Here is a 25,541-nt window from a genome sequence, read left to right as displayed (position 1 = left end):
AAAAAGCCGGCAGTTCTGCTGAGAGAGAATTGCCGGCTTTTTGATGCTGTTTATTGGCCGGGAACGGAATTTTCCGCGTTGACAGCGCCCGCTCCGTACACATTCGGATCTTCATCTTTCCATTTGTCCGTGCCGTTTTTCAAAAGCTCTTTCACTTCATCCGGCGAAAGATCCGGGTTTTGCTGAAGAATTAAAGCTGCGATTCCTGCGCAAATTGGTGTTGCCATCGAGGTGCCTGACATTGTGAAGTACTGAGATCCTACACGGCTTGACTTTTGAAGCTTATCAATATAGGAATTCGGAGAGCGAAGGGAAATAATATTAACACCTGGCGCTAAAATATCGGGCTTTTCTTTCCCGTATACTGTCGGACCGCGGCTTGAGAAGGAAGCGACTGTATCATCATCGCTGCTTGCAGTATCGTTATCGTCAAGCGCACCTACTGTAATCACCTTTTCGCTCACGCCCGGGCTTGCAATAGTCTGCGAATCAGGGCCTGAGTTTCCGGCAGCGACACAGACGACAATCCCTGCGTTCCACGCTTCTTCAACCGCTCTGACTAACGGATCTTCCTGTTCATTATCATATCTAAGGGCATCGCCCCCGAGCGACATACTCATAATATCAATCGGTTCATCAGGGTTGTCCTCATTGTATTGAATACACCACTCAACACCCTCTATAATATCTGCTAACGTTCCTGAACCCTGCTTGTTTAAAACCTTTACGCCGATGAGATTGGCTTCCGGTGCAGGTCCGCGGTATTTTCCGGAAGAGGATGCGCCGCTGCTTGCGACATCACCTGCACAATGTGTGCCATGACCATTATCATCGTATGGCTCTGTTTTTTGATTGACCATGTCCGCGAACCCGATAATCCTGCCTTCTAAATCAGGATGCGGGTAGATTCCTGTATCGACAACAGCGACAGTAACGCCTTTTCCTGTCAGGGTTTGCCCGTTTCGGACGACTTCCCTCGCATGGCTTGCTTCAGTTGCCGTGTCTAAAAGCGCTTTGACTTCGCGGTTTAAATACACTTTACGGATATTGCTGCATTCAGAAAGAAGAGAATGTAATGCTGAGGGGGTAACCTCCGCACTGCAGCAGTTGATTTTGTTGAAGCGGGTTTTTAGCTTACTCCGTTTTTCTTTTTGCAGTACCTCCCCAGCCATTTGAATGCCGGTCTCGTGACAGCCTTCCTCAAATTCAATAATGACTGACATTCTTTTTCTGTTTTTCAATTTGGTTTCGAAAAAATTATGCAAGAAGCAAGGAGTCCATTTGAAGGGCTTGTAAAGCTGCAATACGGTTTCCCGTAACGGCCAATCTAGCTTATGAGCATTTGCTCTCACCATTTGTACCATAGAGTACCCAAACATGTATTTTCCTCCTATTATAAGGTTCTCTGTATACTCTATGAACAGATGATAGGTTTGGTAAGTTTGTTTGTCCTTTATAAGAGGCGGATAAGAGTTTGTTTTTATGAATCTTTCGTATTAGATACGATGGATGAGAGGTTGAGGAAATCATTGGGGAGTGAAAAGGAACATTTGTTCGTATTATAATGTGGTCATATCAAACTGGAAGGGGAGAGCGGCTGTATGAATTTCTACTTACATCGATCTTTGGAAAGCCAAATGCCAATCAGCATTATATATATGAAGAAAGACGGAACAATTAGTAAAAGAACGATTATTGTAAGGCAGAAAAGCAAAACGAAAATCAAAGCATTTTGTTTTTCGAAACAACAGATCAGAACATTTTTATTGGACTCTATCCTCTCCTGTGACTTTGTGAGAACAAATAAGAAAAATCTTTATTTTGCAGGCCAGTAACAGGCGTCCGTCTAAGCAAACGGACAGCCTGTTACGAAAACCCTCCTTAAACCTATATACATTTATTTGCCAAGTGAGGTTGTTCCTACCTTTTTTGGCTTTCCTCTCAACCTTTTTTCACTCTTATTTGAAATGAACCGCTAATAACCGTGACAATCAATTGATTTTTTGAAACCGGGAACTTTTTCACTGATGATATCGTGTATACAATGGTAAGATAAAACCTATTGGCTAAACCTCATATAATGAACCGTGCCATTCTTATGAAAGGAGTTAAACATGAGAAGATTTTTACTAAATGTCATATTAGTCTTAGCCATTGTCTTGTTCTTGAGATATGTTCATTACTCATTAGAACCTGAACCATCAAATCAGCCAGATACATATTCAAATTTCAGCAGCTTGGCAGAGAATGAGAGTCCAGCCGATTACGATATTTCATATAATGAGAAAAAAGGAAGCAAAGTCTTAATTATGTCTCCGCATGGCGGTAGAATTGAAGGCGGAGTAAGTGAGCTTGTTCGGTATTTCAATCATGAATACTCTACATACCTGTTTGAAGGGCTGAAGTCCCACGATAACCAAACGCTGCATATTACAAGCACCAATTTTGATGAGCCATTAGCTAAAAAGAAAATCAAGGAGCATCAATATGTGGTGGCTTTTCACGGATATAAAGGGGAGAACAAGAATACCCTTGTAGGGGGAACGGATCGAAAGCGGGCAAAAATGATTGTGAGAGCTCTTGAGCGGAGAGGGTTTTCCGCTGAATTAGCGTCGTCTAAAAGCGGTCTCGCTGGATTGAATGCCGAAAACATTAACAACCAAGGAGAAACGGGGCTAAGTATACAGCTGGAAATCAGCCGCGAACAGAGAGAAGCATTTTTTGATGATTTTTATTATAAAAATAGAAAATACACAAAGAACAGTGAATTTTATGCTTATGTCAGTGCGATCAAGGGTGTCCTGGAAAAAGAGTATTCGTAACAAGCAGATCAGGAGACAAAATACGAGAAGATCAGTAGACTGAAATAGGATGAACAAGGAGGCAAAACAATGGCAGATCATCATTTTTATTTAAAAGCGAACTGGCCGGGTAAACGCAATGATGTCGGTACGATCGAAAGCGGTAACCTGATCACAGCGATTTCCATCCCTAAAGAAATGGATGGACCGGGAGAAGGGACCAACCCTGATGAAATGCTTCTCGGTGCGGCAGCGACCTGTTATATTATTACACTTGCAGCGATGATGGAAAGAAGCGGGCTGGAAAAAGAAGACTTGCAGATGGAGTCAGAAGGTATCGTCGACGTCACGAAAGGAGTCTTTACATACAAAAAGATTATTCACCGTCCCTCTGTTGTGCTTAAACATGATGCTTCACAAGACGACATCGCGTTGGCACACAAGCTTTGTGAAAAAGCGGAGTCGTCATGCATGATTTCGCGCGCGATTCAAGGGAATGTTGAGCTGCAGCTTGAAGCCTCTGTAAAAGCGGGGGGAGAATAGTGAAAACAGACGGTTACTCACAGACCGTCTGTTTTTTATCTTCAGCGTGGGCTTTCGACTGATTTAGCACGACCACGCCCGCAATGACAAGCGTGAGACCGAATATTCCCTTTAAACTGAGGGTTTCGCCAAAAAGCAAAAAACCGACAATGGCTGTAAGCGCGGTACCAACGCCCGACCATGTTGCGTACGCGCTTGATAAGTCAATTGTTTTTAAAGAAAAGCTTAGAAAAGTAAAAGCGGAAAGAAATCCGACTACGACTCCGGCAATGGGCCAGGCCTGTGTAAATCCTTCTGAAAGCTTCAGCATCGTGCTTCCAAACACTTCAGATAAAATGGCGAGAGCCAAATAAAGCAATCCTTTCATCATCCTCACTCCTTTACTGCCAGTTAAGTAACACGACCCCTGATATTAATAAAAGAATCCCGAAAAGCCCTTTCGCATTCAGTTCTTCCTTGAACCATTTCACTCCGATTACTGTCGTCAGCACCGTTCCCGCCCCGCTCCAAGTCGCATAGGAGAGGCTTAGGGGAATATGGTTTAACGTCAGTGACAGCATATAAAAGGCGAGGGAATAGCCAATGACGACCAAGGCACTCGGCTTCCACTTTTTGAAGCCATCAGATACTTTCAGCATGGCTGCTCCTATCGATTCCGAACATATGGCAATCGTGAGGAATATATATCCTATTAACATCTTAAATTCTCCTCACTATATTTTTAGATTAGAAAAGAGCTTCAGCTAGAAAAATATTAGTGTATGCCTATGTATGAGTCAAGAGATTCATTTTTACACACTTAAAAAGACCCCTTTTTAAGGGGTCTTTTGCGATTAATAATAATAAGGGAACGGGGCATACGGATAATAGGGGTATCCGCCATACAAATAAGGATTAAATAAAGCGCTTCCTATAAGCCCGCCTGCAAGGCCGCCGATAAACGGACCTCCAAAAAATCCGAATGGCCGGCCAAATCCATAGCCAAATCCGGGTCTTCCAAACCCGTAACCGAATCCGAATGGTCTTCCAAATCCAAATGGTCTCCCGAATCCAAAAGGTCTTCCAAATATTCTTGTATCTTCAGGACTGAAATTCTCTAACTCGTTCATGTTTTCTTTCCTCCTGTAATAAAGTGTAGATGATGCAGTGTATTCAGCCTGCCCGTATTTGATTGGGCGAATTAAGGAAAAAAGAGGATGTGAACACATTGGGCCTGTATCAGTCTGACTGGTCGAAAGCGCCGCCCCACGCACATGCTTATCATGTCAAAACATCGAGGGAACAGGGCCATTATCATCTGATTGAAGGGTTTACTCAGCCCGCAAACGGATCAAATACCGATCAGCATACACATTACTATACAGGGATCACTTCATTTGAAAACGGCCATTTTCATCGGTATTACGGAATCTCAGGGCCGGCGATTCCTTTAGCAGATGGCACACATTATCATGAAATCGAAGAAACGACGTATCTGGCCTATAACAAGCCGGTTGAGATCCAGTACGGAGGGGTTGTTTATGCTCCCGGAGATGACGAAAGAAAAACGCACCGTCATACCCTGAAAGGACAGACGAGGGAAATTGTCGGCAATGAGCCGATCGGCTGGTAGAAGGATGTTTACCGATGCAAAAAAAGGGCAAAATGGATAGGTGGTTGTCCATGTTGAATGCTATAATGGGGGGAGATTTATAAAAGAGAGTGATACATATTGAATAATACGAAGCAGCCCGTTGTCATTTTAGTCGGACCGACGGCAGTGGGAAAAACCAATTTAAGTATTCAGCTAGCCAAATCTTTAAACGCGGAAATTATCAGCGGAGATTCAATGCAGATTTATAAAAGGATGGATATTGGAACAGCTAAAATTACCGAACAGGAGATGGAGGGAGTTCCTCATCATCTGATTGACATTTTAGAACCCCAAGACTCCTTCTCTACCGCCGATTATCAAAGCTTAGTAAGAAACAAAATCAGCGAGATTGCAAATAGAGGAAAGCTTCCGATGATTGTCGGTGGTACAGGGCTATATATACAATCTGTGCTTTACGATTATACATTTACGGAAGAGGCAAATGATCCTGCATTTCGAGAGAGCATGCAAATGGCAGCTGAACGGGAAGGCGCTGATTTTCTTCATGCCAAACTTGCTGCAGCAGATCCCGAGTCGGCAGCTGTGATTCATCCCAATAATACAAGAAGAGTCATTCGCGCGCTGGAAATTTTACATACATCCGGAAAAACGATGTCGCAGCATTTGAAAGAACAAAAACGAGAACTTCTGTACAATGCAGTGTTAATCGGGCTGACAATGGATAGAGACACACTTTACGAAAGAATTAACCGGCGGGTCGATATGATGATGGAGGCAGGTCTGCTTCCGGAAGTGAAACACTTGTACGACAAGAACGTGAGAGACTGTCAATCGATACAGGCGATAGGCTATAAAGAGCTTTATGCATATTTTGACGGTTTTGTGACACTTTCCGATGCTGTTGAACAACTAAAGCAGAATTCAAGACGGTATGCGAAACGCCAGCTGACGTGGTTTCGTAATAAAATGCAAGTTACATGGTTCGATATGACACCGCCAGTTGATATGGAGCTGAAAAAAAAGGAAATTTTCACACATATAGCAGGAAAACTCGAACTTTAATCGAAACTGTATGATATAGAGAATCAAGGAGGACGAAACATGAAACCGATTAATATTCAGGATCAGTTTTTGAATCAAATCCGGAAAGAAAATACGTATGTCACTGTTTTTTTGCTGAACGGCTTTCAGTTGCGGGGCCAGGTGAAAGGCTTTGATAACTTTACCGTTTTGCTGGAATCGGAAGGTAAGCAGCAGCTTATATATAAACATGCGATCTCTACGTTTGCGCCGCAAAAAAACGTCCAGCTTGAACTCGAATAGATCAAAAAATGCCATGTCAAGACATAAGGAGGCTGCCGGGGGATTCTCGGCAGCCATTTTTAACATGTAAATCCACTTTTGCTCCAAACTTTTTTGTGTAAGCTGACCATGCCAAGGCACGGTCTTTTTTTATGAGAACAACATACTAAAGAAAAATGGTATATTGTGTATAAATATGAACTTAAGGAGTGACGCGACCTTGTTTGAAAGTGAAGCAGAACTGAGACGAATCAGGATCGCCCTTGTGTGGATAGCTGTTTTTTTACTGTTCGGGGCGTGCGGGAGTCAAGATACCATCATTGAAACAGACAGCGGCAATTCAGACTATGAAACGCCTCAGCCAACCTCGTTTCCGCTTGAACATAATCATTTTGGCGTGATGGAGGACGGCTATATCAAAATTTATGAGTATAATGAGTCCCGCAATGAGATAAAGCTGAAGAAAGAATACGCGGATGATGAGCTTGAATAAAATTCACAAGCATTCGAATTTACAAAGCGGATGCCAGCCGCTAAACTAAATACAGACACAGATCAAACAGAGGGTGAAAAAATGAAGCATAAAGTGATCGTGAATCATTGGGAAGAAATTTGCGAAGATGATTCTTGCTATGAATACGGAACAAGTATCATTGTGAACGGAAAAGAATTAATCAGAGAAGCGTCAATTATCACTGCTTTGAAGGCGGTTTTAGAAGAGATCGGCGCGGATGTTGAAATAGAAGAAACAGTAGAGAGCGAAAAATGCTGTGATAGCTTAAGAAAAAAAAATCTAGACTACTAAGCAGTTTTTTTTCATGTTATGATAAACATCGGCTAAAAAACGACACCCCGAGTAGGACGAGAGATGATTCTCGTTCTGCTCTCTTTTTTGGGCCCTAATGAGTCTGTCCATTTGCCTGATTTGATCAAAATATGAATTTTTCATAAAAACGAATCTATATATTGTGTTTTTGCTAGAGGGTAGTATACTATATATAGTGTTAGTGATGAGAGATTCATATTTTTTGATAGGTCGTGATAAAACGTGGTACAAATCATATTTGATTCGAAAACAGGGAATGTTCAGCGGTTTGTGAATAAAATAGGCTTTCAGCAGATACGCAAGGTGGACGAAATAGACCACGTGGACACTCCGTTTGTTTTGGTCACCTACACGACAAACTTCGGTCAGGTACCGGCATCAACACAATCATTTCTCGAAAAATACGCCCATCTCTTATTAGGAGTCGCTGCGAGCGGCAATAAAGTATGGGGCGATAACTTTGCAAAAAGCGCCGATACCATTTCTAGACAATATCAGGTGCCGATCTTGCACAAATTTGAACTCAGCGGCACATCTAAAGACGTTGAATTGTTTACTCAGGAGGTAGAAAGAGTTGTCACAAAATCAAGTGCCAAAATGGATCCAGTTAAATAACGAAATCATGATCCAAAAAGATGGAAAATTCCAGTTTGATAAGGATAAAGAGGCTGTACATAGCTATTTTGTAGACTATATCAATCAAAACACAGTTTTCTTTCACGATTTAAAAGAGAAGCTGGATTATTTGATTGAAAACCAATACTACGAAGAGGAATTCTTAAGCCTTTATTCTTTTGAAGACATTAAAGAAGTGTTTAAGACAGCTTACGCTAAGAAGTTTCGTTTTCCTTCCTTCATGAGTGCGTTTAAATTCTATAATGACTATGCTTTGAAAACGAATGACAAGAAAAAAATCCTCGAGCGTTATGAGGACCGGATCTCAATTGTTGCGCTGTTCTTCGCCAACGGCGACACTGAGAAAGCAAAAGAATATGTGAACCTGATGATCAATCAGGAATATCAGCCGAGCACACCGACATTTTTGAATGCCGGCAGAAAACGCCGCGGAGAACTTGTCAGCTGCTTCTTGCTGGAAGTCAATGATTCCTTAAACGATATCTCAAGAGCGATCGATATCTCCATGCAGCTTTCTAAACTGGGCGGCGGGGTTTCTCTTAACCTGTCCAAGCTCCGCGCGAAAGGTGAAGCCATTAAAGATGTTGAAAATGCGACAAAAGGCGTTGTAGGCGTCATGAAGCTTCTTGATAACGCGTTCCGTTACGCTGACCAAATGGGGCAAAGACAAGGGTCGGGCGCGGCGTACTTAAACATTTTCCACCGCGATATCAATGATTTTCTTGATACGAAAAAGATTTCTGCGGATGAAGATGTGCGTGTCAAAACGCTTTCTATCGGTGTTGTCATTCCGGATAAGTTCGTTGAGCTTGCACGTGAGGACAAAGCGGCTTATGTGTTCTATCCGCACACGATTTATAAAGAGTACGGCCAGCACATGGATGAGATGGACATGAACGAAATGTACGACAAATTTGTCGACAACCCTCGGGTCAAAAAGGAAAAAATCAACCCGCGGAAACTGCTTGAAAAACTGGCGATGCTTCGTTCTGAATCAGGCTATCCATACATCATGTTCCAAGATAACGTGAACAAAGTGCATGCGAATAACCATATTTCCAAGGTGAAATTTTCTAACCTTTGCTCTGAAGTGCTGCAGGCATCTCAAGTGTCTTCATACACAGACTATGATGAAGAAGATGAAATCGGTTTGGATATTTCCTGCAACCTAGGCTCACTTAACATTCTCAATGTTATGGAGCATAAATCAATCGAAAAAACAGTCAAGCTTGCGACAGACTCTTTAACACATGTGTCTGAAACGACTGACATCCGTAATGCGCCTGCTGTAAGACGTGCAAACAAAGCAATGAAATCAATCGGTCTAGGCGCTATGAACCTTCACGGTTACCTTGCGCAAAACGGCATTGCGTATGAAAGCCCGGAAGCGCGTGACTTTGCAAACACGTTCTTTATGATGGTGAACTTCTACTCCATCCAGCGTTCTGCGGAAATTGCAAAAGAGAAAGGCGAAACGTTTGATCAATATGAAGGCTCAACCTATGCGACAGGTGAATACTTCGACAAATACGTTTCCGCTGATTTCTCACCGAAATACGAAAAAATCGCCAATCTGTTTGAAGGTATGCATATCCCGACGACAGAGGACTGGAAACAGCTAAAAGCATTTGTCGCTGAACACGGTATGTATCACAGCTACAGATTATGCATTGCGCCAACAGGCTCTATCTCATACGTGCAATCAAGTACGGCGTCTGTTATGCCGATTATGGAACGAATTGAAGAAAGAACATACGGCAACTCAAAAACGTACTACCCAATGCCTGGGCTTGCATCTAATAACTGGTTCTTCTATAAAGAAGCCTACGATATGGACATGTTCAAGGTTGTGGATATGATCGCGACTATCCAACAGCACATTGATCAGGGCATCAGCTTCACATTGTTCTTAAAAGACACAATGACGACCCGTGATTTAAACCGAATCGATCTGTATGCACATCATAGAGGAATTAAAACCATTTACTATGCAAGAACGAAAGATACTGGGCAAGACAGCTGCCTTTCTTGTGTTGTTTGATTAAAGGAGAGTTTAAAGTGACAAAAATTTATGACGCAGCAAACTGGTCAAAGCATGAAGACGATTTTACCCAAATGTTCTATAACCAAAACGTAAAACAGTTCTGGCTTCCGGAAGAGATTGCTTTAAACGGCGATCTCCTCACATGGAAGTACCTCGGAAAAAATGAGCAGGACACTTATATGAAGGTACTTGCCGGACTTACGCTTCTTGATACAGAGCAGGGGAATACGGGGATGCCGATCGTGGCTGAACACGTAGACGGCCATCAGCGGAAAGCGGTGCTGAACTTTATGGCGATGATGGAGAACGCTGTCCATGCGAAATCGTACTCTAATATCTTCATGACCCTTGCACCGACTGAAACGATCAACGAAGTATTCGAATGGGTTAAACAAAATAAATATTTGCAGAAAAAAGCGCAAATGATTGTCGGGCTTTACAAAGCCATTCAAAAAGATGATGAAATTTCACTGTTCAAAGCGATGGTTGCTTCCGTCTATCTGGAAAGCTTCCTTTTCTACAGCGGTTTCTATTATCCGTTATATTTCTACGGACAAGGAAAACTGATGCAAAGCGGTGAGATCATTAACCTGATTCTTCGTGATGAAGCGATTCACGGCGTGTATGTCGGTCTCCTTGCTCAGGAAATTTATAATAAACAGACAGAAGAGAAAAAAGCAGAGCTTCGTGAATTTGCGATCGACCTTCTGAATGAGTTATATGAAAATGAGCTTGAGTATACAGAGGACTTGTACGATCAAGTCGGACTCTCACACGATGTAAAGAAATTCATCCGCTATAATGCAAATAAAGCGCTCATGAACCTTGGATTTGATCCATACTTCGAAGAGGAAGACATTAATCCGATCGTTTTAAACGGATTAAATACAAAAACTAAATCGCATGACTTCTTCTCTATGAAGGGGAACGGTTATAAAAAAGCGACAGTTGAGCCGCTCAAAGATGATGACTTTTATTTTGAAGATGAAAAAGAGCAGATATAATATCTGCTCTTTTCGGCTTGAAGGTTAAATGAGGAGGACGCAGTACCCATGGGAAAAATGGACGAAATGATTTTAGTCGCCCCGCGTGATGATGTGTTTAAGAAAGAAAGCTTAACCTTCCAGGGCGTGTACAGCGAAGATAGCAGAGTAGCAGAAATCATGGCTCAGATTGAAGCTGCCTATCGTGAAATGAGAAGGGGAGACGCGGAAGAAGATCCGCGTTTCAAGCAGCCGATACCTTATGTCGTCATCAAGCGCGAAGATGAAGTCTTCCTTTACGAGCGGCTGGCCGGCGGCGGTGAATCACGCCTGCACAACAAACTTTCTCTCGGCTTTGGCGGCCATATGAACGCGATCGAAGGGGCAGCTTCATTTGCTGAAGTCTTAAAGCTGAACACAGACCGTGAGCTTGAGGAAGAACTGCAAATAAATGAAGAAGATAAACAGGCGATTGTCACACTGGGATTGATCAATGATGATGAAAACAGTGTCGGTAAAGTGCATATCGGTATTCTTTCTGCGCTTCAATTGAAGCCCGGCGCACAAGTGAAAGTGAAAGAGAAAGACCAAATTGCAGGTAAATGGATGAAAGTTTCTGAATTAAAACAGGATGACATCTATAACCGTCTGGAAACATGGTCACAGTTTGTTGTTGATATTCTTGAATAAAAAAACCCGGTTTCTCGTGATGAGGAGCCGGGTTTTTTTATGAGACGCTCGTCTCCGTCTCGACTATGATTCCAGAATCACAATAGCGTCAAAGCCGGCATTTCTCGCTCTGGCAGCGAGACTGTCCGCATTGTCTTTGGATGAAAATGCGCCAATCTGCACTTTGTATAATCCATCCTTTAAAAGGACAATCGAGTCAAACCCTTTAGCTTCGGCGCTCCTTGCCAGCGAGTCCGCATTCGCTTTGACTTTAAATGCACCGATTTGAACCTTATATAACCCGGAGCTGGAAGTCTTTTTAAGGTTAAAGGCTTGCTCCAGCCCGTTTGCATGCCCTCTTGCTAAGCTTTGAATAAAGCTGCTTGTTTTCAGTTTGTTTGCATCGGCAACGGTATCAAGGAAGCCGTTTTCGGTCAATAGGGCAGGCATGGCCGACTCCCTTAGGACGTGGAAGTTGGCTGTTTTTTTGCCGCGATCGGCAAAGTCGACAGCTTGTATCACTTCAGAGTGAATTGACGATTGATAAGACGTCGTCGGGGCACCTACACCTGGATAAATATAGCTTTCAAAACCTGTGCCTCCACCGGAATTAACGTGAATGGACAAAAAGAAATCTGCTCCCCAGTTATTTGCGGCAGATGTGCGGTCATTTAAGCTGACATATTGGTCGCTTGTCCGGCTCAGCAGCAAAGAAATACCTTCATATTCATTAGTCAATATCGTACGTAAGGCAAAAGCGATTTGCAGAGTTAACGTTTTTTCTTGAAGGCCATTTCCTGTTGCGCCAGGATCAGACCCGCCATGGCCAGGATCAATAAAAATTTTAACCATTCTTCATCACCTCATTACAGGATATGAAAAAACACGGCTTCTGCTTGTACGATTATCATTTATCTGAAAAATGAGGAAATACCCCTTCAACATCCGGAAATTATTTCTCGGGAAAGCGCACAATTCAACATGAAGCGACAACAGATACGGTCTGAAATGAAAAATGTGCATATGTCAGATGTTAGTGAGTATTATGGGTTCGATTCTATCTGCACTGATTCCTGCTGATTTTAAGCTGTGCTTTCATTTTAAAAGCATGCATTTAGATATGAGAGCGCCGTTCATTTTGAAAAAAGGAACGGTCATGAAAGATATCATTAGAAGAAAAGGAAAACACCTTCGCAGGGATCTTCGGGCGGATGATACGCTTTGCACAAAAAAACAGCCCGTGTTTCTCAACGTGAAGGGAGAAAAGTATATATTACTCTAATAAAATGATTAAAAACAAAATCTCATGGTTTGTCCACCCTATGTCCGTGAATACAATAAGAAATAAAGTATTTCTCGGGAAAGCGCAGGATTCCTTATCGTTCCCGAAAAAAGCAATTGATTCGACACATGATAGGCGTTTGTCACAATCGGCATCCGCTTGAATATCATATAGAGAGAACAGAGAGGTGAAGATGTTGGAGCGCGCTGTGACTTATAAAAACAACGGACAGATCAACATTATTCTGAACGGGCAAAAGCAGGTGCTGACGAATGCTGAGGCAGAGGCGGAATATCAGGCTGCATTGCAAAAAAACGAAGCAAAGCACGGCATTTTGAAGGAAATTGAAAAAGAGATGAGCGCATTAGTTGGGATGGAGGAAATGAAACGCAACATCAAGGAAATATACGCCTGGATTTTTGTGAACCAAAAACGCGCGGAGCAAGGCTTGAAGGTGGGAAAACAAGCGCTGCACATGATGTTTAAAGGAAATCCGGGAACGGGAAAAACGACGGTTGCACGGCTGATCGGCAAGCTTTTCTTTGAAATGAATGTCCTCTCAAAAGGCCACTTAATCGAAGCGGAGCGGGCTGATCTGGTCGGGGAATATATTGGACACACCGCCCAAAAGACGAGAGATTTAATCAAAAAGTCATTAGGCGGCATTTTGTTTATAGACGAAGCCTATTCGCTGGCAAGAGGCGGCGAAAAGGACTTTGGGAAAGAAGCGATCGACACACTTGTAAAACATATGGAAGACAAACAGCATGAGTTTATTTTGATACTCGCCGGATATTCTCGGGAAATGGATCATTTTCTCTCGCTAAACCCGGGTCTCCAATCAAGATTTCCCATCTCCATTGATTTTCCGGATTATTCTGTGACCCAGCTCATGGAGATTGCGAAACGAATGATTGATGAAAGGGAATACCAGCTCAGTCAAGAAGCGGAATGGAAATTGAAAGATTACTTAATGACAGTGAAAAGCACGACAAGTCCCATTAAATTCAGCAATGGACGTTTTGTCAGAAATGTGATCGAAAAATCGATCAGAGCACAAGCCATGAGGCTTTTAATGGGAGACCAATACTTAAAAAGCGACTTGATGACAATCAAAAGCCAAGATCTTTCCATTAAAGAAGAAGCATCTGGATCTGTATAGACCTCTCAGTTTTTGAGAGGTCTGTTTTTTGATTGTATTTCTGCTTTTCAAAGCAATCGATTTGTGGTATACACATGCAGGGTTTGGTATGATAATACTACTGCCCAATATGCAAAAGAAAGGAACATCCATTTGAACGAACAAGAAACGATTCAGGAGAAAGCCATTTTAGTCGGATGTCAGCTGCCGCATATCACGGATGAGCATTTTGAAAATTCTATGGAAGAGCTAGCCTCTCTGACAAAAACAGCAGACGGAAAAGTATTGACCAGCGTCACGCAAAAACGGAACAGGGCTGACGCCGCTACATATATAGGAAAAGGGAAGGTAGAAGAGCTGAAGGCGCTGGTGGAAGAGCTTGAAGCTGATCTCCTCATTTTTAATGATGAACTGTCGCCAAGCCAGCTAAAGTCATTGGCAACAGCAATCGAAGTGAAGATGATTGACCGCACGCAATTGATATTAGATATTTTCGCAAAGCGGGCGAGAACAAGAGAAGGCAAACTTCAAATTGAGCTGGCTCAGCTGCAATATGCACTGCCGCGTTTGACGGGACAAGGGATCAACCTCTCCCGGCAAGGCGGAGGAATTGGTGCCAGAGGTCCCGGAGAAACGAAATTGGAGACCGACCGCCGCCATATCAGAAATCGCATTCATGAAATCAACACACAGCTTTCAACTGTCATTCGTCATAGAAGCCGATATCGAGAAAGAAGGAAGAAAAACGGTGTGCTTCAAATTGCGCTTGTCGGCTATACAAACGCGGGGAAATCAACATGGTTCAACCGCCTGACGAGTGCTGACAGCTATGAAGAAGACCTCCTGTTTGCCACGCTGGACCCGATGACGAGAAAAATGGTCCTGCCAAGCGGCTACAGTGTTCTTCTTTCAGATACAGTAGGATTTATTCAGGATCTTCCAACGACATTGATTGCTGCATTCCGGTCAACGCTTGAGGAAGTAAAAGAAGCAGATTTGATCCTGCATTTAATTGATTCTTCAAATGAGGATTATGTGGGACATGAAAAAACAGTCCTTCGTCTGCTTGAGGAACTTGAAGCAGACGATATCCCGATGCTCACGGCTTACAATAAACGTGATCAAAGACTGCCTGATTTTATACCGTCCGCCGGAAGGGATCATATTATGGTCAGTGCGAAATTTGAGGACGACGATGAAACCTTTAAAGAAGCGATTCAGCGCTATTTGCGCAAAGAGCTGTTAACGTCTTTTGAAGCACATGTGCCGGCAAGTGAAGGGAAGCTCCTTTCCAGAATCAAATCGGAAACGATGGTAGACCGCTTCTATTTTAATGAAGAAAATGAACGGTATGACATATCGGGCTATGTCCAAGAAGAGCAAAGTATCATCGGTGAATTAAAGAAGTATATGTAGGAAGGAAATATAAAGACATGTTTGACACATTAACACACGGAGAATTACTCAAAAAAACGGCAATGGAAGTGGAAGCGGACATTGCCGGCGTTCATAAACAAATAGAAGAAATCAGCGAGCGCAATGAATGGAGAGTGCTTCAAAGCTATAGAAAACACAAAGTAAGCGACACGCATTTCACGCCGTCTACTGGATACGGCTACGATGATATCGGAAGAGACACGCTTGAAAGCATATATGCGGATGTGTTTGGCGGAGAAGCGGGGCTTGTAAGGCCGCAAATCATTTCAGGCACACATGCCATCTCGATTGCTTTGTTCGGTGTCCTCAGACCGGGGGACGAGCTCCTTTATATAACGGGCAAGCCGTATGATACGCTAGAGGAAATTGTGGGCGTCAGAGGCGGAGAAAACGCTGGATCATTAAAGGATTTTCAAATCGGCTACAATGCGGTTGATCTGACAGAAGACGGAAGGGTAGACTACGATGCAGTCGCCGCTGCGATTAATCCGAAGACTAAAGTAATCGGCATTCAGCGATCAAAAGGGTATGCCAATCGCCCTTCTTTCTTAATTAGTGAAATAAAAGAAATGATCCGTTTTGTAAAAGAAATCAATGAAAACCTGATCGTCTTTGTGGACAACTGTTACGGAGAATTTGTGGAAGAGCTTGAGCCTTGCCATGTCGGAGCCGACCTGATGGCGGGATCTCTTATTAAAAATCCCGGCGGAGGTCTTGCGAAAACAGGCGGTTACCTTGTTGGAAAAGCGAAATGGATTGAAGCTTGCTCATACCGTATGACGTCACCTGGCATCGGCAGAGAAGCAGGGGCGTCTCTTTACTCGCTCCAAGAAATGTACCAAGGATTCTTTTTGGCGCCTCACGTTGTGTCTCAAAGTCTAAAGGGAGCGGTGTTTACAGCAAGATTTCTTGAAAAACTCGGCTTCACTTCAAACCCGAAATGGGATGCGAAAAGAACGGATTTAATACAATCCGTTGAGTTTTCTGACAGAGAAAAGATGATTGCTTTTTGCCAGGCTATTCAATTTGCATCGCCAATCAATGCCCATGTGACGCCTTATCCGGCCTATATGCCGGGATACGAAGATGATGTCATTATGGCAGCAGGCACATTTATTCAAGGAGCAAGCATCGAATTATCAGCTGATGGCCCTATTCGCCCGCCGTATGTAGCGTATGTTCAGGGAGGATTAACCTATTCGCATGTGAAGAATGCCATATGCAGTGCGGTAGACTCATTGATGGAAAAGCAATTAATTTAAATTTTTTAAAAATTTCTCTTAATTTGATGTTAAGAATCCTTACATCGTATTGACACAAAATATAACATCACCTATAATGAAACTAAGTTAAGAAAAGGAGGAAATTGAGATGAGTGATAATATTCGCCGCTCAATGCCTTTATTTCCGATAGGAATTGTCATGCAGTTAACGGAGTTATCAGCAAGACAAATTCGATATTATGAGGAAAATGGACTGATATTTCCAGCCAGAAGTGAAGGGAATAGACGATTATTTTCATTTCATGATGTAGATAAACTGTTAGAAATCAAGCACCTGATAGAACAAGGTGTAAATATGGCAGGAATTAAACAGATTCTGGCGAAGGCGGAAGCCGAGCCGGAGAAGAAACAAAATGAGAAGACGAAAAAACCAATGAAACATGATCTGTCTGATGACGAACTGAGACAGCTCCTGAAAAACGAGCTTATGCAAGCCGGCCGTTTTCAAAGAGGGAATACATTCCGTCAAGGCGACATGTCCCGCTTCTTTCATTAATCCGTTAGCAACTGTTTTGCTATATACATTTACCTTTTAAGAGGAGGAGTTTTACCAAATGGCAAAGTACACTAGAGAAGATATCGAAACATTAGTAAAAGAAGAAAACGTGAAGTATATCCGTCTTCAATTTACTGACATTCTTGGAACAATCAAGAATGTTGAGATTCCTGTAAGCCAGCTTGGAAAAGCGCTTGATAATAAAGTCATGTTTGACGGTTCTTCTATTGAGGGATTCGTTCGTATCGAAGAGTCAGACATGTACCTGTATCCAGATCTAAATACATTTGTTATCTTCCCATGGACAGCTGAAAAAGGTAAAGTAGCACGTTTCATCTGTGATATTTATAATCCGGATGGCACACCTTTCGAAGGTGACCCGCGAAACAACTTAAAACGGATTCTGAAAGAAATGGAAGACCTCGGCTTCAGCGATTTCAACCTTGGACCTGAGCCTGAATTCTTCTTATTCAAATTAGACGAAAAAGGCGAGCCAACGCTTGAACTAAACGACAAAGGCGGATATTTCGACTTAGCTCCAACTGACTTAGGAGAAAACTGCCGCCGCGATATCGTGCTTGAGCTTGAAGAGATGGGCTTTGAAATCGAAGCGTCTCACCACGAAGTAGCACCTGGTCAGCACGAAATCGACTTTAAATATGCTGGAGCAGTCCGCTCTTGTGATGACATCCAAACATTTAAACTAGTTGTTAAAACAATTGCCCGCAAACACGGCCTGCATGCGACATTTATGCCAAAACCATTGTTCGGTGTGAACGGTTCAGGTATGCACTGCAATCTATCACTCTTCAAAAATGGTGTTAACGCATTCTTTGACGAAAACGCAGATCTTCAGCTAAGTGAAACAGCGAAACACTTCATTGCAGGTATCGTGAAGCACGCAACAAGCTTTACAGCAGTAACAAACCCGACAGTAAACTCTTACAAACGTCTTGTTCCTGGCTATGAAGCACCTTGTTATGTAGCATGGAGCGCGCAAAACAGAAGCCCGCTTATCCGTATCCCGGCTTCCCGCGGCATCAGCACACGTGTTGAAGTACGCAGTGTAGACCCAGCTGCTAACCCGTACCTTGCACTTAGCGTATTGCTTGCTGCAGGATTAGACGGAATCAAAAACAAACTGGAAGCGCCAGCTCCAATCGACCGCAACATCTATGTGATGAGCAAAGAAGAGCGCATGGAAAACGGAATCGTTGACCTTCCAGCAACTCTTGCGGAAGCGCTAGAAGAATTCAAATCAAACGAAGTCATGGTCAAAGCGCTGGGCGAGCACCTATTCGAACACTTCATCGAAGCAAAAGAAATCGAATGGGATATGTTCCGCACACAAGTTCACCCTTGGGAGCGCGAACAATATATGTCTCAATATTAATCTCTCAATCCCTTGGCACTATTGGTGTCAGGGGATTTTTAAATTTTGGTCAAAAGATTAAGAGAACAATATTTTTGGTCCTTGACCAAAATACGACCAAAAAAATTTGAAGTTATGAATCTAACTCCAATTGTGGCAAATATCGTAGATACAATCCTCAATCTGAACGGTGTCCTGACATTTGGAACCGTTCTTTTAATGAGGGACTTTCCATTACGGAGAACCTTACACAGATTGGCGTTAAGATTCCGGCTGCCATTACTGATCGTCTTCACGTAATCGAAAGTGACAACGAATAAACAAACGAAAAAGATGAACAGGCTGCTGGGTAACCCGGCGGCTTTTTCTATATCAAAATAAAGGAGAGTACACTTATGACAATCAAAGTGAAAATGAATCTTGTATCAGAAGCTAAATACGGTTTGGAATGCCCGAATCACATGGACGCTGAATACATCACCATTCATAACACGGCAAACGACGCGTCAGCTGCTAACGAGGTCAGTTACATGACCGGAAACACCAGTTCAACGAGTGTTCACTTTGCAGTTGATGACAAAGAGGTTATTCAAGGCCTGCCGTTAAATCGCAATGCATGGCACACAGGCGACGGTACAAACGCCGTAAGTCTATTGGCGTTGAAATCTGCTACAGCAAGTCAGGAGGGGCTAAATACTACGCGGCAGAAAAGCTGGCTATTAATTTGTGGCGCAGCTGCTTAAAGAACGAGGATGGGGTATTGATCGTGTGCGGAAGCATCAAGATTGGAGCGGAAAGTATTGCCCGCATCGTATCTTGTCAGAAGGGCGCTGGGATGAAGTCAAAGCTGCAACTGATGCTGAATTAAAAGCGCTTGGCGGCAAAACATCTAGCAAGAAAACAACTTCATCTAAGACAGTTAAAAAATCAAGCTCAAGCAAAAAAGAAATCGTCCTTTAATCTACCTTCCGGCATTTTTAAAGTGAAGAGCCCATTGATGCACAGCAATGCAGTTGAGCAAATTCAAACAGCGTTATCGGCATTGCATTTCTATCCGGATAAGAAAGCCAAAAACTTTGGGATCGATAGCTATTATGGACCGAAAACCGCCGATGCCGTAAGACGGTTCCAGCTAATGAATGGATTAAAAGCTGACGGTATTTATGGGCCGAAAACAAAGGCGGAAATTGAAAAGCTCATAAAATAAGTTTGTGAATTGACGAGGTTGAAAAATCTCGTATTTTTGTACCAATAAGAATAAAAAGGATGATTTAAGCATAAAAATCAACCCGCGATGAATAAACCGGGAGTTTTTTTATGCAAAAAAAGAAAGCCTATTAGATCAGACTTTTGCAGTTTTCTAGTTAACATACTATAAGAAATTCTTAAAAAAATGTTATCTAAAAAAGTTTTTTATAGCCTCTAAACGTATGTTATGACTACATTCTTCACAAGTATATTTTCCTTTCATGTTTTCTTTAACTTGCTTATATTTCAATGTACCTTCATATACTCTAAATCTTTTCCTGCAACTTATACAAATTACTTCATAATAAAAAATCACAAATCCCTCCTTTTCTCAAAATTAATATATACACAAAGGACTTAATTCGAGAATTTTCATTTGAACTTTGACCGAACTATTCAAGATGAACGTAATGCTTCTTCAAAGTAAAAAGACATTAAGTTGCACATACAGCCAGCAATAACTACTATATGTGTTCCATACTTCATTTTAAAACAAAATGAGTGCAGTTTTCTATTCTATACAGGGGCTTAGGCAGGACAATCTTCATCATCAATCCAGTCGTCTTTCGCTTCTTCAAGCTCTTCTATTAAAAACTCTAGGAATGTGCTACCAACTTGTTTACCATTTTGGAGACTTCGATTTACTCTTGTGTTAAAGGGTCTTTATGTTTTATTCTGTATTGCCATGTAGTTTCTCTTTTTCCGAAACTATCCATACTATTCCACCTTTCTTTGTAACATATCCCATTTTAGCACTTAGTTTCTCAAGGTATAATCAAAAAATTCAGACAGTTAAGTTTCTAGCATGTTGGAACAAATTTCTCCTCTCGACTCTAAATAAAATGTGAATTTTATTTAAATCTGAAAGCTGCTTGAATACACTGCAAATATAAAGTATCCTGTAGATGTATCATAGTTGGTATATCAGCCACTATAAGCCAGAGAGTTCTCTCACATACTCTCTGGCTTTTCTTCTAAGATAAGCCTCAAGTGAAAAACATCACCGTCTGTTTTATTTTCCATCACAACTTTGATGAAACATTCCGAATTTAAAAGCGTATAGTCTTGGAGAATCATTACATAGCCCATAGGAGGTAATGCAATGAGTGAGTTTTGGGAGAACAGTGAATATGATCCTTTTAGGTTAAAAGATATTAGTGAAGATGAAATAAAGAATGTTGAACAAGAGTTAAACTTTACTTTACCTGAACAATATAAAAAAATGATTATCCGACAAAATGGTGGATTAATTAATTTTAATGCATTCCCAACAGATCAGGAAACATCGTGGGCAGACGACCATATTGAAGTTGATCATATTAGAGGAATAGGAAAGGATCTGGGGATATTAGAGAGTGAAGATCTAATAAAAGAGTGGGGTCTACCACAAAGATTATTGTTAATACAGGGGGATGGACATAATTGGGTTGCGTTAGATTATCGTCTAACTAATGAAAATCCGCCTGTTCATTACTTTGAGCTAGAATTAAATAATGATTTTAAGATTGCAGATTCATTTGATGAATTCTTATCTAAACTCTATACACACGAATACGAAGAAGTTCAAGAAGATGAAAAAGCGGATTTTGATCAAATTCATAGTATTGATCCAAACGATCCAGATGCTATTCAGAAAGAAGAAGTTGAAAAAATTCTGACTAATAAAAACCCTATGGAGATTCATAGGATTTCTCTTTTTCCAATCCAAAGTGTCGAAGATCTAAAGTGGTTGGTGAACATTATTAAAGATAATTCCATAGGAGCACAAGGTGACATTGCTTTTGAATTGGCTGACGTATTGATGTCAATTGTATCTTCATACTCACACCAAATAAAGTCAAATAATCTAAGAACTGTCGTACAAGAAGCTGCTAAAGAATTAGGGAAGCCCAAAAATGAAGATACTGAGATTATATTAGATCAACTCAAAGGTTTTTTGTAAAATAAGTATTATTTTCCTATTTTTTGTTTTTTACATCATTTGCATTATAACGGAAATGTATTGAAATTTCTAAGGGAAAGAGAGAATCAATGAAAAGCTATCGGGAGATTTTGAGTGTTGTTGTGAGTTTGCTTCTGCTGCTAACTTTTACCGAACTTTGCTGAAGCGCAGTCAATTGAGCAACCGGTTCAGGGGTCAGCCCCGTTGAACTCTCTTTTGAGAGTTTTTTTATTGGTTAAAACAATGTATAAGACACTTTTATTGGACAAGATAATAAAAAAAGAAGGTAGGTAACTGAAATGAAGAAGTTGTTACTTTTATTAAGTGTCTTGTAACTTGTGCTGTTTTTTGTGCAAACAAAAACTCAAGCGTCATCTTTTAAGGAATTGCCCATCAAACAAAAAACTGATCAATGGTCAGTAGAGTTAAGTGAAGCAAAAAACGAAAAAGAATTTGCAAGTCCTAAAAAAGGAGAGTATAAAGTCTATTCCGTTGAAATTAAAAACATTGGGAAAGAGGCAGCCACAGCGAATGTACAATTGTTTAGAGATAATCCTAATTCAATTACCAAATATTCACTTTTCGGATGTCCTGAAGAAAAGTGTGAAAAACAAAGTGAAGATTCAAGAGCTCTGGCAGAAAGTTTAAACGATGGTTCACCGTTAAGGTTTAAGCACATTATGCTGGCTGATAAGGCTTCTGAATTAGAGGTGGAAATTATATGGTCTCAAAAAGGACAAGAAGGTCGTAATTTAAAACAAACCTTTAAATTCACCGAAGATAGCTTCAATCAGTAATACAGCTTAATTTGAAACTAAATAAAATAATGGTTTTATCCATAAAACAAATGTTTGTAAATTAGGGAAAGAACATGCTTAATGCAGGTTCTTTTTTTATTTTAAATCCTAAACAATTTATTTTGCCAATATTTCTAGAGCGGGTACTCCATTTTCGGAGCCCGCTTTTATTTATTTCAAGACAATAATGCAATCAGTAGGCGGACTAATTAAAAGAAATAGGGACTTTTTTAGCATGCCCTTCCCCAAAAGGTTATTGCGGTATGACGAAAACTTACCGAAAACCACTTTTAAATTATTCCAAATATTGCAAATGTCTGTTATATTGTTTAATAATTCGAAACATTTTAGAAAAGAGGGGTTATAAATGGGTACGATCGCACACGAGGTAGTCGCTAATACTCTGAATGAACTTCATGTTGCTATTAAGAAATGTGAGATAGATTTGGCAGAGCAACTTCTTAAGAAAGCTAAGGAATCCTTGAACCATATGGAGGAAGACGATAAGGTTATCATTTATTATCAGCTTTTAGAGTCTAGGTTCAAAATGATGCTTTTCAAAAACAAAGGTAAGGGACTGCCTCCAAACGACTGGAAAGTGAAGAAGAAAGAGCTAGAGGGTTACAATATTGATAACTTGATTGACTACTATTTTTATCTCTACGAAGCTGAGTACATGTCCTATACAAAGAATTATGAGCGAGCTATCAGTTTGCTAAAAATTGCGGAAAAGAAGCTCTCTAAAATTGAAAACGATATTGAAGCAGCAGAGTTTTATATGAAAACAGCTTCTCTCTATGTGACACTACATCAAAGTGCAGTGTCGTTAGGCTATATTAATGAGGCAATCAATATATACAGTCAACATGAAGATTATAAAAGACACCTTACAATCTGTTATGTCATTAAGGCAACGAATTATATGCATTTAGGGAAGTTTGAAGAATCAGAGGAATACTTTCTTACTGCAATCAAGACTGCCAAGGAACTTAAAGATGAGTTTTATGAGGCAATGCAATATCACAACATTAGCATTCTTTATTCGAATTTTGATAAATCTCAAGAATGTATAAATGCAATTAAGAAAGCTGTTAGATGCAATGAATGGCGTGAATCTGTTTACTACATTAACTCCATTTATATGATTGTCCGAGAAAGATTTAAAATAGGCGACAGGGATAACGCCATGTATTATCTCAAGAAAGGACAAGATGAGCTTAAGTTTAGATCGAATAAAATTTATGAAACCAAAATAAATATTATTCATGACCTATATTGTAAAAGGGTAGATGAAAGCATTGACAAATGCAGGGAAAACGTACAATACTTAGAAGAGAAAGGTGACTTAGATGGAGTAAGTGACCTTTCCTTGGTTATCTCAAGGTATTATGAGAAGGGTGAGTATTACAAAGAGGCTTTGGAATTTGCTAATAAAGCAATCGAAGTCAAAGAGAATATGAGGAAACTGGAGGGAATTTGATGAAGAAGTTTATCCTTGGCTCAGTCTTAGCGGTAACGTTCTTTGGATTATCTTTAAGTCTTGGTACACACGCTAACAGTAGTACAGCATCTGGTGACATGCAGGTCGCAGAGCTTCCGGTAGGAATCTAAGTATAAAAGTTGAGTTTGTAAAAAAGGATCAGACTGTTGAGTAAAGTCTCGACAGTCTTTATTTTTCCCATCTGAAATGGAATGAATAAAGGACAAAAACGTGGTGTAAGTCAGCCTCGTTTTTTTGTTGTCAGAAGTAGTTCACAGAGGGAAGATCCAAACCCAAGTATGAGGTGTTTTCAAAAAAATTAAGCGCCAATTTTTTCAATATGAAGTGAAAATGTGACTTAGGTCTATATTTACGGAGGGGTTCTTTTGTACCAGTTTTATGAGTCTTGACAAGATAAATCGAAAATTGGCACTTGAATAACCCAGAAAACGTGACATAAAGAACAACTTGTGTGTTTGTTAAAGATCAACTACGCACAACTTTTTTCAAATATTGGAATAAATGGTGATTTTGATCTGTTTATAAGACAAGGTATTCAATACAGCCAAATATTGTGATAGGGTCTGGGTAGGGGGTGATTTGGTACATAAAAAGGGTTTAATTAACTTTTGTTGCTGTCGAGCATCGTCAATGTAGGAAGATTTAGTGAGAAAGGGAGTTATTAGGATAACGAACAATTCACTTCCATAACTCTAAATTAAAGCACACAAATCCTTTGGTGTGCTGCTTCAAAAGTGTTGTTGCTTCTATATTTTTGAAAAAAAGTTAACAATTGATAGGGAGGATGTTACAATGAAAAGGAGTAAGTATTTATTAGCAACCATGTTCTCTACAACAATGTTAATTTCTGGTCTGGGGTTTAGTAATAGTGCAAAAGCGGATGGATTCCCGAGTCTTGCCGATCAAAGAGTTCAAACTGAAATCCAAGAGTTAAAAGCAGAAGGCTTGACCGATGAGCAGATTAATAAGTTTTATGAAATGAGCAAGGAAGAATATCAATTTGTACAAAAACATGCAGATGACTTATACAATGAGTCACAAGAAGAAATAAAAAAATTGAAAGAATCCGGTGAAATTGATGAAGTTTTACACAAGTGGAACGAACCTGAATATCAACCAGAAAACAAAGTCTCAGGGTCATTGGGCACCAAAGGAGATGTCTTAGTTAGTTATGAGGTTAACTCTGGCAGCTGGTCTATTGGTGTAGGACATGCCGCTATTGTATCTAGAAATAAAGCAAAAACAGTTGAAGCCTGGCATAAAGATTGGAGCCCAATTAAACAAGATGGAGTTCGTAGATATACTAATAACTGGGGAAGCAAAAAGAAAGTTTATGGGCTATGGGTTAGAAAATCAAATAATGATAAATATATAAATGCTGCAAAATATGCAGAGAAACAGGCTGACGCCAAAAAGAAATATAATAAAAACTTCTTTGACAAAAAAACAACAAAAAAATTCTACTGCTCTCAACTAGCATGGCGTTCTTGGAAAAACCAAGGACACGACATTGACAATATTAAATGGGACACTGTTGTAAGTCCAATGGAATTAGTCAAATCAGACAATACGGTAATATTCCACCACAGAAAATGATGATTTAAACAAATCAGAAAAAGCCAAAACAATCGGATTAAAACCGAT

General features: G+C 40.7%; 27 protein-coding genes and 2 pseudogenes. 24 read left to right on the top strand and 5 right to left on the bottom strand.

Features of this window, described 5'->3' with window-relative positions:
• Positions 1–50 precede the first annotated feature (50 nt).
• The gene (aprX, locus tag ACQXR1_RS08845; RefSeq protein ID WP_069149625.1) at positions 51–1,379 is read right to left on the bottom strand and encodes a serine protease AprX; all 1,329 of its coding nucleotides are present in this window, start codon (positions 1,377–1,379) and stop codon (positions 51–53) included.
• 222 nt (positions 1,380–1,601) lie between these two features.
• Between aprX and ACQXR1_RS08840 the strand changes: the two genes are divergently transcribed.
• The 3 genes from ACQXR1_RS08840 to ACQXR1_RS08830 all read left to right on the top strand — a co-directional run bounded on the left by ACQXR1_RS08840 (position 1,602) and on the right by ACQXR1_RS08830 (position 3,344).
• Positions 1,602–1,835, top strand: coding sequence for a hypothetical protein (locus ACQXR1_RS08840; RefSeq protein WP_014664054.1), 234 nt, complete (start codon positions 1,602–1,604; stop codon positions 1,833–1,835).
• 279 nt (positions 1,836–2,114) lie between these two features.
• Positions 2,115–2,822 carry a poly-gamma-glutamate hydrolase family protein gene (locus tag ACQXR1_RS08835; protein WP_014664055.1) on the top strand — a complete coding sequence of 236 codons (708 nt, stop codon included), beginning with the start codon at positions 2,115–2,117 and terminating at the stop codon, positions 2,820–2,822.
• Between the two features lie 69 nt (positions 2,823–2,891).
• The gene (locus ACQXR1_RS08830; RefSeq protein ID WP_014664056.1) at positions 2,892–3,344 is read left to right on the top strand and encodes an OsmC family protein; all 453 of its coding nucleotides are present in this window, start codon (positions 2,892–2,894) and stop codon (positions 3,342–3,344) included.
• Between the two features lie 13 nt (positions 3,345–3,357).
• Here ACQXR1_RS08830 and ebrB read toward each other — a convergent pair whose 3' ends face one another.
• The 3 genes from ebrB to ACQXR1_RS08815 form a co-directional block, all read right to left on the bottom strand.
• Positions 3,358–3,711 (bottom strand): multidrug efflux SMR transporter subunit EbrB, encoded by a 354-nt coding sequence (gene ebrB, locus ACQXR1_RS08825; protein WP_430772014.1) that lies wholly within the window; start codon positions 3,709–3,711, stop codon positions 3,358–3,360.
• 13 nt (positions 3,712–3,724) lie between these two features.
• Positions 3,725–4,042 carry a multidrug efflux SMR transporter subunit EbrA gene (ebrA, locus tag ACQXR1_RS08820; RefSeq protein WP_014664058.1) on the bottom strand — a complete coding sequence of 106 codons (318 nt, stop codon included), beginning with the start codon at positions 4,040–4,042 and terminating at the stop codon, positions 3,725–3,727.
• 135 nt (positions 4,043–4,177) lie between these two features.
• The gene (locus tag ACQXR1_RS08815; RefSeq protein ID WP_069149627.1) at positions 4,178–4,453 is read right to left on the bottom strand and encodes a hypothetical protein; all 276 of its coding nucleotides are present in this window, start codon (positions 4,451–4,453) and stop codon (positions 4,178–4,180) included.
• Positions 4,454–4,542: 89 nt separating this feature from the next.
• Here ACQXR1_RS08815 and ACQXR1_RS08810 point away from each other — a divergent pair, with 89 nt between their 5' ends.
• From ACQXR1_RS08810 to ACQXR1_RS08770, 9 genes are all read left to right on the top strand, one after another.
• Entirely contained in the window at positions 4,543–4,956 is a 414-nt protein-coding gene (locus ACQXR1_RS08810) for a YmaF family protein (protein WP_080478223.1), read from the top strand.
• Between the two features lie 99 nt (positions 4,957–5,055).
• A complete protein-coding gene (gene miaA, locus ACQXR1_RS08805; protein WP_071582076.1) occupies positions 5,056–6,000 on the top strand; it encodes a tRNA (adenosine(37)-N6)-dimethylallyltransferase MiaA in 945 nt (314 codons plus the stop codon).
• A gap of 39 nt (positions 6,001–6,039) precedes the next feature.
• Entirely contained in the window at positions 6,040–6,261 is a 222-nt protein-coding gene (hfq, locus tag ACQXR1_RS08800) for an RNA chaperone Hfq (RefSeq protein ID WP_003221097.1), read from the top strand.
• Between the two features lie 199 nt (positions 6,262–6,460).
• Positions 6,461–6,733 (top strand): YmzC family protein, encoded by a 273-nt coding sequence (locus tag ACQXR1_RS08795; RefSeq protein WP_071582077.1) that lies wholly within the window; start codon positions 6,461–6,463, stop codon positions 6,731–6,733.
• Between the two features lie 81 nt (positions 6,734–6,814).
• On the top strand, positions 6,815–7,045 hold the full coding sequence (locus tag ACQXR1_RS08790; protein WP_003245262.1) for a hypothetical protein: 231 nt from the start codon (positions 6,815–6,817) through the stop codon (positions 7,043–7,045).
• Between the two features lie 243 nt (positions 7,046–7,288).
• Positions 7,289–7,681: a class Ib ribonucleoside-diphosphate reductase assembly flavoprotein NrdI gene (gene nrdI / locus ACQXR1_RS08785; RefSeq protein ID WP_040083097.1), complete on the top strand. Its 393-nt coding sequence runs from the start codon at positions 7,289–7,291 to the stop codon at positions 7,679–7,681.
• Complete coding sequence (gene nrdE / locus ACQXR1_RS08780) at positions 7,641–9,743, top strand: class 1b ribonucleoside-diphosphate reductase subunit alpha (protein WP_095432820.1); 2,103 nt, start codon at positions 7,641–7,643, stop codon at positions 9,741–9,743. The genes nrdI and nrdE overlap by 41 nt, the downstream gene beginning before the upstream one ends.
• A gap of 17 nt (positions 9,744–9,760) precedes the next feature.
• The gene (gene nrdF, locus ACQXR1_RS08775; RefSeq protein WP_014664066.1) at positions 9,761–10,750 is read left to right on the top strand and encodes a class 1b ribonucleoside-diphosphate reductase subunit beta; all 990 of its coding nucleotides are present in this window, start codon (positions 9,761–9,763) and stop codon (positions 10,748–10,750) included.
• A 48-nt stretch (positions 10,751–10,798) separates the two neighbouring features.
• Entirely contained in the window at positions 10,799–11,419 is a 621-nt protein-coding gene (locus ACQXR1_RS08770; RefSeq protein WP_430772013.1) for a hypothetical protein, read from the top strand.
• 63 nt (positions 11,420–11,482) lie between these two features.
• Here ACQXR1_RS08770 and cwlC read toward each other — a convergent pair whose 3' ends face one another.
• Entirely contained in the window at positions 11,483–12,250 is a 768-nt protein-coding gene (cwlC, locus tag ACQXR1_RS08765) for a sporulation-specific N-acetylmuramoyl-L-alanine amidase (RefSeq protein ID WP_430772012.1), read from the bottom strand.
• 623 nt (positions 12,251–12,873) lie between these two features.
• Here cwlC and spoVK point away from each other — a divergent pair.
• From spoVK to ACQXR1_RS08705, 12 genes and pseudogenes are all read left to right on the top strand, one after another.
• Positions 12,874–13,842, top strand: a complete 969-nt coding sequence (spoVK, locus tag ACQXR1_RS08760; protein ID WP_069839416.1) for a stage V sporulation protein K — start codon at positions 12,874–12,876, stop codon at positions 13,840–13,842.
• A gap of 132 nt (positions 13,843–13,974) precedes the next feature.
• Positions 13,975–15,237, top strand: coding sequence for a GTPase HflX (gene hflX, locus ACQXR1_RS08755; RefSeq protein WP_069839414.1), 1,263 nt, complete (start codon positions 13,975–13,977; stop codon positions 15,235–15,237).
• 17 nt (positions 15,238–15,254) lie between these two features.
• Positions 15,255–16,520, top strand: coding sequence for an aminotransferase class I/II-fold pyridoxal phosphate-dependent enzyme (locus ACQXR1_RS08750; RefSeq protein ID WP_095432825.1), 1,266 nt, complete (start codon positions 15,255–15,257; stop codon positions 16,518–16,520).
• 109 nt (positions 16,521–16,629) lie between these two features.
• Positions 16,630–17,037: a transcriptional repressor GlnR gene (glnR, locus tag ACQXR1_RS08745; protein ID WP_014664075.1), complete on the top strand. Its 408-nt coding sequence runs from the start codon at positions 16,630–16,632 to the stop codon at positions 17,035–17,037.
• 58 nt (positions 17,038–17,095) lie between these two features.
• Positions 17,096–18,430, top strand: coding sequence for a type I glutamate--ammonia ligase (gene glnA, locus ACQXR1_RS08740; protein WP_014664076.1), 1,335 nt, complete (start codon positions 17,096–17,098; stop codon positions 18,428–18,430).
• A gap of 129 nt (positions 18,431–18,559) precedes the next feature.
• A pseudogene (locus tag ACQXR1_RS08735) lies at positions 18,560–18,729 on the top strand (phage holin family protein); the annotation flags it as partial.
• 75 nt (positions 18,730–18,804) lie between these two features.
• Positions 18,805–19,616 (top strand): annotated as a pseudogene (locus tag ACQXR1_RS08730) (peptidoglycan recognition protein family protein).
• Positions 19,617–20,759: 1,143 nt separating this feature from the next.
• Positions 20,760–21,599 carry an SMI1/KNR4 family protein gene (locus ACQXR1_RS08725; protein ID WP_430772011.1) on the top strand — a complete coding sequence of 280 codons (840 nt, stop codon included), beginning with the start codon at positions 20,760–20,762 and terminating at the stop codon, positions 21,597–21,599.
• Between the two features lie 338 nt (positions 21,600–21,937).
• The gene (locus ACQXR1_RS08720) at positions 21,938–22,396 is read left to right on the top strand and encodes a hypothetical protein (protein WP_430772010.1); all 459 of its coding nucleotides are present in this window, start codon (positions 21,938–21,940) and stop codon (positions 22,394–22,396) included.
• A 367-nt stretch (positions 22,397–22,763) separates the two neighbouring features.
• Complete coding sequence (locus ACQXR1_RS08715) at positions 22,764–23,876, top strand: RapH N-terminal domain-containing protein (protein WP_069839314.1); 1,113 nt, start codon at positions 22,764–22,766, stop codon at positions 23,874–23,876.
• Complete coding sequence (locus ACQXR1_RS08710) at positions 23,876–24,007, top strand: hypothetical protein (RefSeq protein WP_268446067.1); 132 nt, start codon at positions 23,876–23,878, stop codon at positions 24,005–24,007. Before ACQXR1_RS08715 ends, ACQXR1_RS08710 begins: the two co-directional genes overlap by 1 nt.
• A 682-nt stretch (positions 24,008–24,689) precedes the next feature.
• A complete protein-coding gene (locus tag ACQXR1_RS08705; protein ID WP_430772009.1) occupies positions 24,690–25,493 on the top strand; it encodes a septation ring formation regulator EzrA in 804 nt (267 codons plus the stop codon).
• Positions 25,494–25,541: the final 48 nt, after the last annotated feature.

Origin of the sequence: Bacillus sp. ATD (genome assembly GCF_050585765.1) — a bacterium.
In the GTDB taxonomy this organism is placed as follows: domain Bacteria; phylum Bacillota; class Bacilli; order Bacillales; family Bacillaceae; genus Bacillus; species Bacillus stercoris.
Note: the sequence above shows the minus strand (reverse complement) of the source record. Positions and strands in the feature narration are given on the sequence as shown.

Bases quoted from the DNA above. Each gene is read 5' to 3' on its own strand.
- ACQXR1_RS08815 (WP_069149627.1), bottom strand. From the start codon at position 4,453: ATGAACGAGTTAGAGAATTTCAGTCCTGAAGATACAAGAATATTTGGA.
- ebrA (WP_014664058.1), bottom strand. From the start codon at position 4,042: ATGTTAATAGGATATATATTCCTCACGATTGCCATATGTTCGGAATCG.
- ACQXR1_RS08770 (WP_430772013.1), top strand. From the start codon at position 10,799: ATGGGAAAAATGGACGAAATGATTTTAGTCGCCCCGCGTGATGATGTG.
- ACQXR1_RS08715 (WP_069839314.1), top strand. From the start codon at position 22,764: ATGGGTACGATCGCACACGAGGTAGTCGCTAATACTCTGAATGAACTT.
- ACQXR1_RS08830 (WP_014664056.1), top strand. From the start codon at position 2,892: ATGGCAGATCATCATTTTTATTTAAAAGCGAACTGGCCGGGTAAACGC.
- ACQXR1_RS08835 (WP_014664055.1), top strand. From the start codon at position 2,115: ATGAGAAGATTTTTACTAAATGTCATATTAGTCTTAGCCATTGTCTTG.
- ACQXR1_RS08840 (WP_014664054.1), top strand. From the start codon at position 1,602: ATGAATTTCTACTTACATCGATCTTTGGAAAGCCAAATGCCAATCAGC.
- glnA (WP_014664076.1), top strand. From the start codon at position 17,096: ATGGCAAAGTACACTAGAGAAGATATCGAAACATTAGTAAAAGAAGAA.
- ACQXR1_RS08790 (WP_003245262.1), top strand. From the start codon at position 6,815: ATGAAGCATAAAGTGATCGTGAATCATTGGGAAGAAATTTGCGAAGAT.
- cwlC (WP_430772012.1), bottom strand. From the start codon at position 12,250: ATGGTTAAAATTTTTATTGATCCTGGCCATGGCGGGTCTGATCCTGGC.
- ACQXR1_RS08750 (WP_095432825.1), top strand. From the start codon at position 15,255: ATGTTTGACACATTAACACACGGAGAATTACTCAAAAAAACGGCAATG.
- glnR (WP_014664075.1), top strand. From the start codon at position 16,630: ATGAGTGATAATATTCGCCGCTCAATGCCTTTATTTCCGATAGGAATT.
- ACQXR1_RS08710 (WP_268446067.1), top strand. From the start codon at position 23,876: ATGAAGAAGTTTATCCTTGGCTCAGTCTTAGCGGTAACGTTCTTTGGA.
- ebrB (WP_430772014.1), bottom strand. From the start codon at position 3,711: ATGAAAGGATTGCTTTATTTGGCTCTCGCCATTTTATCTGAAGTGTTT.
- spoVK (WP_069839416.1), top strand. From the start codon at position 12,874: ATGTTGGAGCGCGCTGTGACTTATAAAAACAACGGACAGATCAACATT.
- aprX (WP_069149625.1), bottom strand. From the start codon at position 1,379: ATGTTTGGGTACTCTATGGTACAAATGGTGAGAGCAAATGCTCATAAG.
- ACQXR1_RS08705 (WP_430772009.1), top strand. From the start codon at position 24,690: ATGAAAAGGAGTAAGTATTTATTAGCAACCATGTTCTCTACAACAATG.
- ACQXR1_RS08725 (WP_430772011.1), top strand. From the start codon at position 20,760: ATGAGTGAGTTTTGGGAGAACAGTGAATATGATCCTTTTAGGTTAAAA.
- hfq (WP_003221097.1), top strand. From the start codon at position 6,040: ATGAAACCGATTAATATTCAGGATCAGTTTTTGAATCAAATCCGGAAA.